The 13,726-nt window shown below is 72.4% G+C and carries 9 protein-coding genes; 8 read left to right on the top strand and 1 reads right to left on the bottom strand.

Going from position 1 to position 13,726, the window contains the following annotated elements; genetic code table 11:
• The first annotated feature begins 2 nt into the window (after positions 1-2).
• From GA0074692_RS19515 to GA0074692_RS19480, 8 genes are all read left to right on the top strand, one after another.
• Entirely contained in the window at positions 3-224 is a 222-nt protein-coding gene (locus GA0074692_RS19515; protein WP_141725342.1) for a hypothetical protein, read from the top strand.
• Entirely contained in the window at positions 221-1,552 is a 1,332-nt protein-coding gene (locus GA0074692_RS19510; RefSeq protein WP_141725341.1) for a glycoside hydrolase family 71/99 protein, read from the top strand. Before GA0074692_RS19515 ends, GA0074692_RS19510 begins: the two co-directional genes overlap by 4 nt.
• A gap of 462 nt (positions 1,553-2,014) precedes the next feature.
• Entirely contained in the window at positions 2,015-4,480 is a 2,466-nt protein-coding gene (locus tag GA0074692_RS19505) for a glycosyltransferase (RefSeq protein WP_091646645.1), read from the top strand.
• Positions 4,477-6,105, top strand: coding sequence for a glycosyltransferase family 39 protein (locus tag GA0074692_RS19500; RefSeq protein ID WP_091646644.1), 1,629 nt, complete (start codon positions 4,477-4,479; stop codon positions 6,103-6,105). The genes GA0074692_RS19505 and GA0074692_RS19500 overlap by 4 nt, the downstream gene beginning before the upstream one ends.
• Positions 6,102-7,610 (top strand): alkaline phosphatase family protein, encoded by a 1,509-nt coding sequence (locus GA0074692_RS19495; RefSeq protein WP_091646643.1) that lies wholly within the window; start codon positions 6,102-6,104, stop codon positions 7,608-7,610. Before GA0074692_RS19500 ends, GA0074692_RS19495 begins: the two co-directional genes overlap by 4 nt.
• The gene (locus tag GA0074692_RS19490) at positions 7,607-10,219 is read left to right on the top strand and encodes an endo-1,3-alpha-glucanase family glycosylhydrolase (RefSeq protein WP_091646642.1); all 2,613 of its coding nucleotides are present in this window, start codon (positions 7,607-7,609) and stop codon (positions 10,217-10,219) included. The genes GA0074692_RS19495 and GA0074692_RS19490 overlap by 4 nt, the downstream gene beginning before the upstream one ends.
• 68 nt (positions 10,220-10,287) lie before the next feature.
• Complete coding sequence (locus GA0074692_RS19485; protein ID WP_091646641.1) at positions 10,288-11,925, top strand: CBM96 family carbohydrate-binding protein; 1,638 nt, start codon at positions 10,288-10,290, stop codon at positions 11,923-11,925.
• A gap of 93 nt (positions 11,926-12,018) precedes the next feature.
• Positions 12,019-12,984 (top strand): aldo/keto reductase, encoded by a 966-nt coding sequence (locus tag GA0074692_RS19480; protein WP_091646640.1) that lies wholly within the window; start codon positions 12,019-12,021, stop codon positions 12,982-12,984.
• 136 nt (positions 12,985-13,120) lie between these two features.
• On the opposite strand, the gene GA0074692_RS19475 is transcribed toward GA0074692_RS19480, so the two are convergent.
• Positions 13,121-13,651 (bottom strand): GNAT family N-acetyltransferase, encoded by a 531-nt coding sequence (locus GA0074692_RS19475; RefSeq protein WP_245730376.1) that lies wholly within the window; start codon positions 13,649-13,651, stop codon positions 13,121-13,123.
• Positions 13,652-13,726 lie beyond the last annotated feature (75 nt).

Below are 13,726 nucleotides of genomic sequence, written 5' to 3'. Positions count from 1 at the left end.
GAATGTCTCGTCGTTTGGTTGTGGTCGTCACCGTCGTGCTGACCATGGTGTTCCCTGTCGTCGACCCCACCCCGGCGCGGTCCGCGCCGCCGGGAGCGGCTCCCTCCGCGCCGGCCGGCCCCGACCGGTCCATCAGCCCCGACCGGGCTGCGTTCCCCGCTGCCGGCCCGAACCGGGCGGTGCTTCCCGCGGGCGACCCGTGCTCGCCCGGGGTGTCCCGGTGAGCGACTTCGCGCTCGCCGCCGCGCCGAGGTCGGCGACCGTCACCGCCGGCCATCCGGCCCGGTTCACCGTCGACACCACCGTCACCGCGGGCACCGCCCAGCCGGTCACCCTGCGGGTCACCGACCTGCCCGCCGGGACCACCGCCGAGGCGACCCCGGCCGTCGTCACCGCCGGCGCGTCGGCCGAGTTGACCCTGCACACCTCGATCTCCACCCGCCCCGGCACCTTCACCCTGACCGTCGAGGGCCGGGGTGCCTCGGTGACCCGTCAGGTCGAGGTGCGGCTGGTCGTCCGCGCCGCACCGGTCGTCCGGGCCGCCTTCTACTACCCGTGGTTCCCCGAGGCGTGGAAGCAGCAGGGACTGGACCCGTTCACCAACTACCGGCCCGCCCGTGGGTTCTACCCGGTCGACGAGGCGACCGTCCGGGAGCAGGTCGCCGAGATGCGCCAGGGCTGGATCACCGTCGGGATCGCCTCCTGGTTCGGTCGGGGCACCACCACCGACCGGCACTGGGCGGCGCTGATGGCCGGCGCGCGGAACACCGGCTTCGCCTGGGCTCCCTACTACGAGCCGGAGGGCGCCGCCGAGGTGGACGCCGAGCGGATCGTCGAGGACCTGCACTACCTGCGAATCACCTACGGTGGCGCGCGCTCCCCGCTGGCCGTCCTGCCCGGCCGGGGCATGGTGGTCTTCGTCTACAACGCCAGAGACAGCACCACCGAACGGGGCTGCGCCACGGTGGAACGCTGGAACCAGGTCCGCGACCTGCTGGCCCAGCGGTACGGCGAGAGCGTCCACATCAACCTGAAGGTCTTCCCCGGCTTCCGTACCTGCCCCGACATCGCCCGGATCGACGGGTGGCACCAGTACGGCCCGGCCCGCGCCGAGCACGACTTCAGCACCGCCCCCGGCGAGGGGTCGTTCAGCGTCTCGCCCGGCTACTGGAAGGCCGGCCTGGCGTACGGGCAGACGCCCTTCCTCGCCCGCGACCAGGACCGCTGGCGGTCCAACCTCGCCCGGATGAACGCCTCCGGCGCACGCTGGCAACTGGTGACCACCTGGAACGAGTGGGGCGAGGGCACCGCGATCGAGGCGTCCGCCGGGTGTCGCGCCCCGGCCCCGGCCGGGACCTGGTGCGACTGGCGCGGCGACGAGGTCTCCGATCTCGTCGCGGACCTGCGCGACCTGCCGCCGCCCGGCGCGCCCGCCCCGCCGCCCGCCGCCGCGCCGCCGTCCGCGCGTCGGCCCGTCGATCCGTCGCCGGAGCCGGTCCGTCCGCCCGCCGGTCCGGCCGAACCGCCGTCAGCCGGCCCTCCGTCCCGATGACCGGCCCGTGACGCCGGGCGTGTTCGACTGACTCCCGGCCGCCGGCCGGGTGCGTTTCTCCGGCCGATCCGGCGTTCTTCGGACCGCGAAAAGGCCACCAGAACGAGAATGGAACTCGCCTATGGAAATTCCCTTACCGATGTCGCCGAAGCCCCGGTGAGGAATTGTTGCAAATGATCGCGTCAATCTGATCTTCGTAGCGCTTGAGCTGGTGAAACGATCAGAAAAACGTGAACGCGTCGCGGAGGAACACGCCTGCCCGCATGTCGCGTTGTCGACTGTTTCCGCAATGGACGCGTCTGGTTCGCCGCTCGTACGCTCTCGCTGCCCGGGCCATTGGTCGGCGGATATGGCGCAGTCGCGTCGGCGGTGACGTTTTCCTCGAAAGAGAATTCCTCACGTGCTGCCCGTCGGTCGGACGAATGGCTCGATCAGCGTTCAGTTCGACCGTGAGGGGTAGGCATGACCAGAGCCGTACTCGGCCCGACCATCAGGCAGACGCCGGACAGTTCCACGGCGGTGCCCGAGGAGCTCGGGAGAGCGGCCGACGACCGGCCACCCCGGCTGAGCGTCGTGGTGCCCACCCGGAACGAGGCGGAGAACGTGCCGGTGCTGATCGCCCGGCTCGTCCCACTGGTCACCTCGCTCGGCGCGGAGATCGTGGTCGTCGACGACAGCGACGACGACACCCCCGCCGTGGTCGCCCGGGTCGCGGCCGACGCCCCACTGCCGGTACGGCTGCTGCACCGCCCGGCCGCCGCTCGGACCGGCGGCCTCAGCGGCGCGGTGCTGCTCGGCGCCGGACACGCCCGGGGCGACTGGGTCCTGGTCATGGACGCCGACCTCCAGCATCCGCCGGAGACCGCCGCGATGCTCGCCGCCATCGCCATGCGTCACGACGTGGACGTGGTGGTCGGCACCCGGTACGCCGGCGACGGCTCCCGGGCGGGCCTGGACGGACTCGTCCGGGAGGCCACCTCGTCCTGGGCGACCCGGCTGGTCAAGAGCCTGTTCCCGCGTCGGCTGGCCACCGTCAGCGACCCGATGAGCGGACTGTTCGCCTTCCGTCGCGACGTGGTCCGGCTGGACCGGATGAACCCGGTCGGCTTCAAGGTCCTGCTGGAGCTGCTGGTACGGCACCCGGCCGCGCGGGTCGCCGAGGTCGCGTACGAGATGGCGGCCCGGCACGCCGGTCGCTCCAAGGCCACGCTGCGGGAGGGGCTGGCCTTCCTGCGCCACCTGTCCCGGCTGCGCGGCCAGCGGTTGGTCGGTCAGATCCGCACCCGCCCCCGCACCGTCCGGGAACGCCTGCACGAGGTGGGGCGGATGGTCGCCTTCGGCCTGGTCGGCCTCACCGGGATGGCGGTCAACACCGCCGCCCTCTGGTTCTTCTACGAGCCCGCCCAACTGCACCACCTGCTCGGCGCGGCGCTCGCCACCCAGGTCTCCACCACCTGGAACTTCCTCCTGGTCGACAACCTGATCTACCGGCGCAACCGCCGGGCCGGACTGCCCGCCCGCGCCACCCGCTTCTTCCTGCTCAACAACGTCCTGCTGCTGCTGCGCCTGCCGGTGCTCCAGGCACTGGTCTGGGCGGGCGTCGGCGTGCTCGCCGCGAACGCGGTCACCCTGGTCGGGCTCTTCCTGGTCCGCTTCCTGGTCAACGACCGGGTCATCTACACCGCCGACGACCGGGGCCGCCGCGACCCGGTACGGATGCTGGTCAGCGTCGGCGGCACGGAGGCGGTCGCCCCGCCGTCGCGTCACCGCTACCAGTACCTCAAGTACCGGTACGACGTGGCCGGCGTGGTCACCATCGGCTCCCAGATCCGCCTGCCCGAACTGGAGTTCTTCCGCGCCCAGTGGGTGGCCGAGAAGGACGTGGACATCGCCGTCCGGGTCGCCGACGTGGGCGGTCGCGGCCCGCAGCGCCGTGCGGCGATGACCCAGTACGCCAGCCAGGCGGTGCTGCGGTACGAGGAACAGCTCGGCCGGCTCGGGGCGAACTTCCGCATCCAGCTCGGCCCCCCGATCGACATCCAGGTCGGTCCGCTGCTGGCCCGCTCCCCGCACGTCGTCTACACCAACATCATCGAGGCGCTGCTGCGCTTCGTGATGGTGTCCCGGGGGCACATGCTGCTGCACTCCGCCTGCGTCACCCTCGACGGCGTCGGGGTGATGCTCTCGGCGCTCACCGACACCGGCAAGACCGCCACCGTGCTGCGTCTGCTGCGCGACCACGGTGGACTGTTCCTCTCCGACGACATGACCATCGTCCGGCCGGACGGGACGGCGCTCTGCTTCCCCAAGCCGCTCACCATCAGCGCGCACACGCTGCGTGCCGTGCAGGCCCAGGACCTCACCCCACGGGAGTGGCGGCGGCTCCAGATCCAGAGTCGGCTGCACTCCAAGGGCGGCCGGTCGCTGGCGCTGGCCCTGGCCCGCTTCAACCTGCCGATCATGGGCATCAACGCGGTCACCCAGTTGCTCGTGCCGCCGCCCAAGTACAGCGTGGACCGCCTGGTCCCGTGCCGGATGGGCACCAGCACCCGGGTGGAGGAACTCTTCGTCATCGAGCGGGGCGCGCCCGGGATCAGCGATCTCGACCCCGCCGAGACGCTGGAACGGATGATCGACAACACCGACGACGCGTACGGCTTCCCGCCGTTCCGGTACCTCGCCCCGTCCATCACCATCGCCGGGCAGGGCTACACCCAGTTGCGGCACCGGGAGCGGGAGATCCTCGCCGAGTTCCTGTCCACGGTGCGCGCCCGGGTCGTCTCCTCGGACTGCTTCGGCTGGGCCGACGAGATCCCCCGGCTGCTCCGCGAGGAGCGGGGCGAGGCGTCCCGCCGCCCCGCCGTGCCGGCACCGGTGTGGCCCCGGTGGGACGACGCCGAGATGGCCGGCGCCGGAGGCATCGTGTGAGCACCACCGACACCTCTCCGACGAGCCCGCCCGGACAGCGGATCGGGACGTCGCCGTCGACCGACTCCGCCGGGGGCTGGTGGTCGACGCCGGCCTGGCCGGGCGCCGCCGCCCAGCGTCGTCCGGCCGCGCTCGGCGTCCTCACCGCGATCGCCGTGGTCGCCGCCGTCGTCCGGGCCTGGCAGCTCGACGCGCTCGGCTTCAACAGCGACGAGGCCGTCTACGCCGGGCAGGCCGCCTCCCTGGCCGGCAACCCGCGGTACGCCGAACTCTTTCCCGTCTTCCGCGCCCACCCGATGCTCTTCCAGGCGTTGCTGTCGCCGTTCTTCCACTCCGGCGAGGTGGACCTGGCCGGGCGGGTGGTGGTGGTCGTCTTCGGCGTCGCCACCGTGCTCGCGGTCTATCCGCTCGGCGTACGCCTCTACGGCCGGCGGGTGGGGCTGGTTGCCGCGCTGCTGCTGGCGGTCATGCCGTACCACGTGGTGGTGACCCGGCAGGTCCTGCTCGACGGGCCGATGGTGTTCTTCGCGACCCTGACCCTGTACTGCCTGGTCCGGTTCGTGCAGGGGCAACGGCTGACCTGGTACCTGGCCACCGCCGCGATGCTCGGCCTGACCATGCTGACCAAGGAGACCAGCGTCGTCCTCGCCGGCAGCGTGTACGCGTTCCTCGCGCTCACCCCGATGGTGCGCCGGCCGGTACGGGTCACCCTGGCCGCGCTGCCGGTGCTCGCCGCGATCTTCGCGGTGCACCCGATCTCCCAGGCCCTCGCCGGGCGCAGCAGCACCGGCCGCAACTACCTGGTGTGGCAGCTCCTCCGCCGCCCGAACCACCCGATGGACTTCTACCTGGACAACGTCCCGACGGCGGTGGGTCTGCTGGTGCTGGCGGCCGCGCTGGGTGGCCTCTGGTGGACCCGTCGACGCCGGTCCTGGCGGGAGACCCTGCTGCTGACCTGGATCGCCGTACCCGTGGTGTTCTTCCAGCTCTGGCCGGTCAAGGGCTTCCAGTACCTGCTGCCGGTGGTGGTGCCGCTGGTGCTGCTGGCCGCCCGCGCGCTGGTGACGCTGCCGGTGCCGACCCGGCTGCTCCGGCGGGCGTGGCCGAACCGGCCGGTGCCGACCCAGCTCGTCCCGGCGGTCCGGCTGGTCGTCGTCGCCGTGGTCGCGGTCAGCCTCCTCTGGCCCTGCTGGAACGCGGTCAACCACGCCGGTCGGACCACCTTCCTGGCCGGCTCCGGCGGCGTGCCCGGTGGCCGGGAGGCCGGCCGTTGGCTGGCGGCGAACACCCCGAAGGGCTCGGTCGTGCTGACCGTCGGCCCCTCGATGGCGAACATCGTGCGCTACTACGGCAGCCGGCAGAGCTACGGGCTGTCGGTCAGCCCGAACCCGTTGCACCGCAACCCGTCCTACACGCCGCTACACAACCCGGACGCGTCGATGCGCGCCAACGACCTGCACTACGTCGTCTGGGACTCGTTCTCCGCCCGACGCTCGACGTACTTCTCCGAGCGGCTGCTGACCCTGGTCCGGCGCTACCACGGCCGGGTGGTGCACACCGAGTACGTGGAAAGCCCCGACCGGACTCCGGTCCCCGTGATCGTCATCTACGAGGTGCGTCCGTGACATCCCCCACCGCCCGGCAGACCCGCTGCCCACTCCGCCGTCCGCTCGGCGCGGCGCTCGCCCTGCTGCTGGCCGCCGCCGCACCGATCGCCGCCGTCCCCGGCCCCGCGTCCGCCGCGCCGCTGGACGCTGCGCCGGCCTTCGCTTCCGCCGCGCCGGCCTTCGCTTCCGCCGCGCCGCTGGACGCGCCGGCTGCCGCCGCCCAGCCCGGTCTGCCGGCCGTTGCCGGGGCCGGCGCGGCCGTCGCCCCACCCAACGGGCCGGCGACCAGTACGCCGATCCGGCACCTCGTCTACCTGATGCAGGAGAACCACACCTTCGACAACTACTTCGGCACCCGACCGGGCGTCGACGGCATCCCCGAGGGCGTCTGCATGCCGGTGAAACGCGGCCAGCCCGAGCCCTGCGTCGAGCCCTTCCACATCGGCGACCGAGGCGCGATCGACCTGGACCACTCGGCCGAGGCGTTCCGCACCCAATACCACGGCGGGAAGATGGACGGCTTCGTCGAGGGGGTGAGCAAGCAGGGCAAGGACGGCACCATGGCGATGGCCTACTACGACGACCGGGACCTGCCCTACTACTGGAACGTCGCCGACGAGTACGTCGTCTTCGACCGTTTCTTCAGCTCGTCCAACTCGGGCAGCATCCGCAACCACATGTTCCGGGTCACCGGCGGCCCCGGCGCGTACGGGGACGCGGAGACCATCCCGCCGACCGGCTGGGGGGAAATCCCCACCATCTTCGACCGGCTGGAGGCGGCCGGGATCAGCTGGAAGTTCTACGTGCAGAACTACGACCCGACGATCACCTTCCGGACCCGTACCGCCGAGGAGGAGATCGACCGGGGCGCGCAGGTGATCTGGGTGCCGCTGCTGGCGTACGCCCGCTACATCGACGACCCGAAGCTGTTCAGCCGGATCGTCGACCTGGACGAGTACTACGAGGACGCCGCGAAGGGCGAACTGCCGGCGGTCGCGTTCGTCGCCCCGGCCGGCAACAGCGAACACCCGCCGGGCAACATCCGGGCCGGGCAGACCCTGGTCCGGTCCCTGCTGACCCAGCTCATGCGCTCCCCGGCCTGGGACTCCTCGGCGTTCTTCTGGTCGTACGACGACTGGGGCGGCTGGTACGACCACGTCACCCCGCCGCAGGTCGACCGGTACGGCTACGGCTTCCGGGTGCCCGCCCTGCTGGTCAGCCCGTACGCCCGCCGGGGTCACGTCGACTCCACCACCCTCGACTTCGCCTCGGTGCTGAAGTTCATCCAGGTCAACTGGGGACTCGCTCCGCTGGCCGAGCGGGACCGGAAGGCGGCCAATTTCCTCGGCGCGTTCGACTTCGCGGCGCCACCCCGCCCGGCGGTGCTGCTCGACGCCGAACGGCACCCACCGGAGGTCCAGCGGCCCCGGCCGGAACCGGTCTACGCCTCCTACGCCGTCGCGGTGGCCCTCGTCGGGGCGCTGGTCGCCACGGCGGCGCTGCGGGGACGGAGGTCACGATGACCGGGCCGCTTCGTCGCCTGCTGCTGCCCCTGGCCGTGGTGGCGGCGCTGCTGGCGCTCACCCCGGTCGCCGCCGTGGCCGACGGTCCCGCGTCCCGCCGGCCGGGCGTGCTGCGGATGCAGACCGTGCCACCGCTGCCCGGCGTGCAGGTCACCGTGGACGGCCGCACTGCCCGCTCCGACGCGCACGGGCGGATCGCCGTACGGGTGCGGAACTTCCTCGGCCTCGCCGACCGGATCGCGGTCGCCCCGGCGGCGGTCAGCCCGGACCGGCGGGTCGTCTTCGACCGCTTCCGGGGCAGCCCGGACGCCGGGGTGCGCCGGGTCGTCGAGGTCGGGCTGCGGACCGTCCGCCGGGTCTCGTGGAGCTTCGTGGAACGGGTCGGCACCCCGGTCTCGGTGGACCGGATCACCAGCCTGCGGCTGCGCAGCAGCACCGGGGAGATCCACGAGCTGAGTGGGGCGGACCTCGCCCGGCCCCGCTGGGTGGCCGAGAGCCGTACCCAGCAGGGACCGCGCGGGCTGGCGTCGAAGCAGCTCTACTACGTGGTGGACAGCGTCGTCGTGGACGGCACCTCGGTGGTCAACCGGGCCGCCCAGCGGTTCGTGCCGTGGGACCAGCAGGCGTGGATCATCGAGCTGCTGTTCTTCAAGGTCAGGTTCAGCGCGGCAGACATGATCTTCAGTCGCCAGGCGGGGGAGGCCGTGCGACTTACCCGGGCGGACGGCCGCGTCGAGGACCTCCGGTTCGCCGCCGACGGTACGGTGCTCGTCCCCGACCTGCCCCGAGGCACGTACGAGGTGCGGGTCGACGGGGGCGGCGTCTCCTTCGGACGTCCGGTCAGCATCAGCCGCGACCAGCAGGTGGTGCTCAGCGTGATCAGCCCGCTCGACCTGAGCCTGGTGGTCCTCGGCGTGCTGGTCGTGGCGCTCGGTCTGGTCCTGGCCGGCCGACCACACCTGTGCCGGCGGCTCGTCCGCGCCCGTCGTCCTGCCTGGGCCCGCCGTCTTGCCCATTCCCGTCGTCCTGGCCGGGCACGTCGCCCCGCCTGGCTCCGGCTTCCCGGTTCCCGACGTCCGGCCGCCCCGCCGCACCCCGAGCCGGCGGATCCGCCGCGCATCGAGCCGGCCGTGCCGGAGCAGCCAGCTCCCGTGCCCACCGCTGTTCCTTCGGAACAGCCGGCCCCGCCGCCCACCGGGCAGCCGACTCCCGTGCCCACCGCCGTTCCTTCGGAACAGCCGCCCACCGGGCAGCCAACTCCGTCCCAGGCCAAGCGGCCGGTGGCGGCCCGATCGGCGGACCCGCCGGAGGTGCCGTCGGCAGCAAACGGCGCGGAAGCCGGAGTGCCAGCGAACGAGGCCCGGTCGGTCGGTGGCCGGTCCGGCGCGGCCGTCGCGGTCACCGCGCTGCTGGCGCTGCTGGCCCCGGTGCCGGTCGCCGACCGACCGGCGTCCGCCGCGCCGACCCGGACGACTCCCGCCACCGTGTCAGCCCAGGCGACTCCCATCGCAATGTCGGCCCAGGCGGCTTCCGCCGGGATGTCGGCCCAGGCGGCTTCCGCCGAGGTGCCCGTCCTCGCCTACTACTACATCTGGTTCAACCCGACCTCGTGGAACCGGGCCAAGACCGACTATCCAACCCTCGGTCGGTACTCCAGCGACGACACCGAGATCCTGCGCCGGCACGTCCGGATGGCCAAGGCCGCCGGCATCGACGGGTTCCTGGTCTCCTGGAAGCACACCCCGCAGCTCGACGCACGGCTCGCCGCGCTGGTCGACATCGCCCGGCGGGAGAGCTTCAAGCTGGGCATCGTCTACCAGGGGCTCGACTTCGCCCGCGACCCGCTGCCGTTGGCGACGGTCCGTGCGGACCTGGCGCACTTCGCCGACCGGTACGCCACCGACCCGGTGTTCGACGTCTTCGGCCGCCCGGTGGTGGTCTGGACGGGCAGCGAGAAGTTCACCGCCGAGCAGATCGACGACACCGTCAAACAGGCCCGCCGCCGACTGCTCGTGCTCGGCAACGCCAAGAACGTCGACGGGGTGGCCGCCGCCCGGGGCGCGCTGGACGGCCAGGCGTATTACTGGTCCTCCGCCGACCCCGTCGAGGAGCAGACCGAGCGGAAGCTGACCGCCATGTCGGAGGCGGTGAAGCGTACCGGTGGGCTCTGGATCGCCCCGGTCGCGCCCGGCTTCGACGCACGCATGATCGGCGGCCGGCGGGAGGTGGACCGGCGGGACGGCCGGACGCTGCGAGCCTCGTTCACCGCCGCGCGGCGCTCCGCGCCGGACGCCCTCGGGGTGATCAGTTGGAACGAGTTCAGCGAGAACACCCACATCGAGCCGAGTGAACGCCACGGCGGGGCGTACCTGGACGTCCTCGCCGACCTGCTCGGCCGTGCCGTCGACCACGACGTCCTGTTGGAGAGCCACGCCACGTCCGACGAGCGGCCCTGGGGGCTGCCCGCCTGGGGAGCGCTGCTCTCCGCCGTCGCCGTGGCAGCCGTACCGCCCCTCTGGCTGGTGTACCGCCGACGCCGGGCCCGGTCCGCGGTCACCCCACCGACCCAGCGGGGCGCCGCCCCGCGGGTGGATCCAGTGGACCTCTGACGCCCTGGCGCGGAGGGCGCGACACCCTCCGCGCCAGGGCCGCCGGGGCCGGTGAGGAGGAACCGAAGATGATGCGGACGACACGTGGCCGGCTGGTCCGGCCAGTGGTGGCGGTGCTGGGGCTGGTCGTCGCGGTGGGTTCCGGGCCCGCCCCGACGGCAGCCGCCGCGACGCCCCACGCACCGACCCCGATCCCGGCCCACACCCCGACGCCGGCCGACACGCGTGGCCCGACGACTGTTCCGGTCCAGGCGGCCGGCGACGCCCCGGCCGCGATCGTCCCGACGGCCGACGCCTGGGTGGACAGCATGGCCCCGACCACGAACCACGGGAACGGCTACCTGAAGGTGGACGGCCTGCCGGTCGCGGTGGCGTACCTCCGCTTCGACGTCCAGGGCGTCGACGCTGTCCCCTCCGCGCTGCTCCGCTTCCACGTCGAGACCGCCAGCAGCACCGGCGTCGAGGTCCGCGCGGTCGGCGACGAACCGTGGCAGGAGACGACGTTGACCTACCACGACGCGCCGCCGGTCGGTGCCGTCGTCGGCAGCAGTGGGCCGGTCTCCGCCGGCACCTGGGTCTCGGTGGACGTGTCCGCGCTGGTCACCGAGGACGGGCCGGTCACGCTGGCGCTCACCACGGGCAACGACACCGGCGTACGGATCACCAGCCGGGAGGGGACGGCCAAGCCGGAACTGCTCGTGCCGGCCCCACCGAGCCCCTCGCCGTACCTGGTCGCTCGGGTCGGGGAGAACACCTACGAGGCCGTCTCGCAGGTCACCGGCCACACCTACCGGGGCAGCCTGAAGGCCGTCGTGGAGAGCGCGATAAGCGAACTGGACGGCCGGGGCGGCGGCACGGTCGCCTTCGGCCCCGGCGAATTCGACCTCGGCGGCGAGTACTTCAAGCTCGTCCAGATCGCCGACATCACCATCGCCGGAGCAGGCATGGCCGAGACCCTCATCCGGAACCACAGCGACGTCGCCGCCGACACCGAGCCCTTCAACACCAAGGGCGCGGTACGGATGGTCGTCCGGGACCTCACCGTCGTCGCCGCTGGTGCGCCCCGGTCCACCAGTGACGCCCTCGACTTCGACGACGGGGTGGACGTGCTGGTCGAGCGGGTGCGGGTGACGGCCGCCCGGGGGCGGGGCATCGTCTTCGACGGCAAGAACCAGGGTTGGAGTTCCGCCGGGAACACCGTGCGCGACTGCGTGATCACCGGTGCCGCCGGCGACGGGATCGAACTGCTCGCCACGAGCCGGAACACCGTCACCGGCTGCGCGATCAGCGACGTCGGCGGGCACGGCATCCAGATCAACCGCTCCTCGGCCGACGCCGACCAGCCGAACAAGACCTCCGACCGGAACGTGATCTCCGGCAACGTCGTCGACCAGGCCGGACAGGACGGGATCAACGTCGACGGGGGCACCGCCAACCAGATCATGAACAACCACGTCACCAACAGCGCCGACGACACGTCCGGCCGGGACGGCATCCGGCTCACCAGCCCCGTCGACGTCGTCTGCGTCGAGAACGTCGTCGCCGGCAACGTGTCCACCGACGACCAGGAGACCAAGACCCAGCGCTTCGGCCTGAACATCGCCACCAGCCGGTGTCTGGTCACCGTGGTCGGACCGGGCAACGACTTCACCGGCAACCGTTCCGGGGCGATCCGCGACGTCGGCACCAACACCGTCTACCAGTGACCGCCGGCAGGGGCGTCCCGGTTGTGGGGCGCCCCTGCCGTACCCTCGCCGGAAGTCGGCGGTGACCGAGGCGGTCCGGGGTAGCGTCGCTTCATGCGCTATGTCCCGCTGAACACCCCCAAGCCCATTTCCAAGATCGGCCTCGGCACCTGGCAGTTCGGCTCGCGGGAGTGGGGCTACGGTCCCGAGTACGAGCAGCGGGCCGCGCAGATCGTCCGGCGGGCGCTGGAACTCGGGGTCACCCTCTTCGACACCGCCGAGATCTACGGGTTCGGCCGCAGCGAGCGGATCCTCGGCGCGGCGCTCGGCGACGACCGGTCGAAGGCCGTGGTGGCCACCAAGGTGTTCCCGGCGTTCCCGATCGCGCCGGTGGTGCAGCAGCGGGCGGTCGCCTCGGCGGCCCGGCTCGGCGTCCACCACCTCGACCTCTACCAGGTCCACCAGCCGAATCCGGTGGTCGGCGACCACACCATCATGCGGGGCATGCGCGCGTTGCAGGACGTCGGTCTGGTCGGCGAGGTGGGCGTGAGCAACTACAGCCTCCGCCGGTGGCAGTTCGCCGAGGTCGCGTTGGGTCGGCGGGTGCTGAGCAACCAGGTCCGCTACAGCCTGGTCGACCGGGGACCGGAGAGCGACCTGCTGCCGTACGCCGAACGGACCGGCCGGATCGTGATCGCTTACAGCCCGCTCGCCCAGGGCTTCCTCTCCGGGCGGTATGACGCGACCAACCCGCCGACCGGGGCGATCCGCAAGGCGAACCCGTACTTCCTGCCCGAGAACCTGCAACGCGGGGCCGCGCTCATCGACACGCTGCGCGAGGTGGCCGACGCGCACGACGCCACGCCCAGCCAGACCGCCCTCGCCTACCTGCTGCGGCACCCGAACGTGGTGGCCATCCCCGGCGCGTCCGGCGTCGAGCAGATGGAACGCAACGCCGCCGCCGCCGAGATCGACCTGACCGACGACGAGTACGACGCCCTCCTCACGGCCGCCCGCCGCTTCCAGCCGGTCACCGGCCTGGCCGCGGTGCCCCGCCTCCTCCGCGCCCGCACCCGCTGACCCGCCCGGCCGGGTTGATCCACGGCGCGTCGCGCCCTCCACCCCCCCCGGCCCCGGATGATCCACTCCATATCGCCGGAATGGGCCTGTCCGGCCGTTCCGATGCCCCGATATCGACGAAACGGCGGTGCGGTGGCTACCGGAGGCTCGCTGCCGGGTCGAGGCGAAGGAAGAGGTGCCGGGAGGATTCCGGGCCGGGGCGGGATCCTCCGTCCGGTCGCCAGCCGTGTCGGGCGTAGAAGCCCAGGGCGCGGGTGTTGCGCTCCCACACCTCGATGATGCCGAGCGGCAGGTCGGCCTCCGTCAGGTAGTCGACGAAGGCGGCGTGCAGGACGCTGCCGATGCCGTTTCCCCACCTGCCGGGGACGACGTGGATCTGGTAGAGCTGACCGGCCCGGCTGGTGTCCGGGGTAGGTGCCAGCGGCGGTCCCATCGCGGCCACGCCGACGATGTCGTCCCCGACCGTGGCACAGAGCACCCGCTTGTGGGGTGACTCGATCGCCTCGGCCCAGCCGGTCCGCTGCGCCTCCCGTACCGCCGGCCCCTGGACGGCGTCGGCCGTGAGCCCGCCCGCCTGGTAGTACGCGAGCCGGGCCCGGGTGTGCAGGTCGATGACGTGCTCCAGGTCGGCGAGCGTGGCGTACCGGGTAACGACCGGATCGTTCATCATGGCACTCCTGGTGATGGGCGGTGGATGAGTGAACGTTGCTGAACGGTTTTTCGTCGGACGGCTGGTGCGACG

Source organism: Micromonospora pallida, assembly GCF_900090325.1.
Taxonomy (GTDB): Bacteria; Actinomycetota; Actinomycetes; order Mycobacteriales; family Micromonosporaceae; genus Micromonospora; species Micromonospora pallida.
The sequence above is the reverse complement of the archived record's forward strand: the minus strand, read 5'-3'. Positions and strand labels throughout refer to the sequence as shown.

Bases quoted from the DNA above. Each gene is read 5' to 3' on its own strand.
- GA0074692_RS19490 (WP_091646642.1), top strand. From the start codon at position 7,607: ATGACCGGGCCGCTTCGTCGCCTGCTGCTGCCCCTGGCCGTGGTGGCG.
- GA0074692_RS19515 (WP_141725342.1), top strand. From the start codon at position 3: ATGTCTCGTCGTTTGGTTGTGGTCGTCACCGTCGTGCTGACCATGGTG.
- GA0074692_RS19480 (WP_091646640.1), top strand. From the start codon at position 12,019: ATGCGCTATGTCCCGCTGAACACCCCCAAGCCCATTTCCAAGATCGGC.
- GA0074692_RS19505 (WP_091646645.1), top strand. From the start codon at position 2,015: ATGACCAGAGCCGTACTCGGCCCGACCATCAGGCAGACGCCGGACAGT.
- GA0074692_RS19485 (WP_091646641.1), top strand. From the start codon at position 10,288: ATGATGCGGACGACACGTGGCCGGCTGGTCCGGCCAGTGGTGGCGGTG.
- GA0074692_RS19475 (WP_245730376.1), bottom strand. From the start codon at position 13,651: ATGAACGATCCGGTCGTTACCCGGTACGCCACGCTCGCCGACCTGGAG.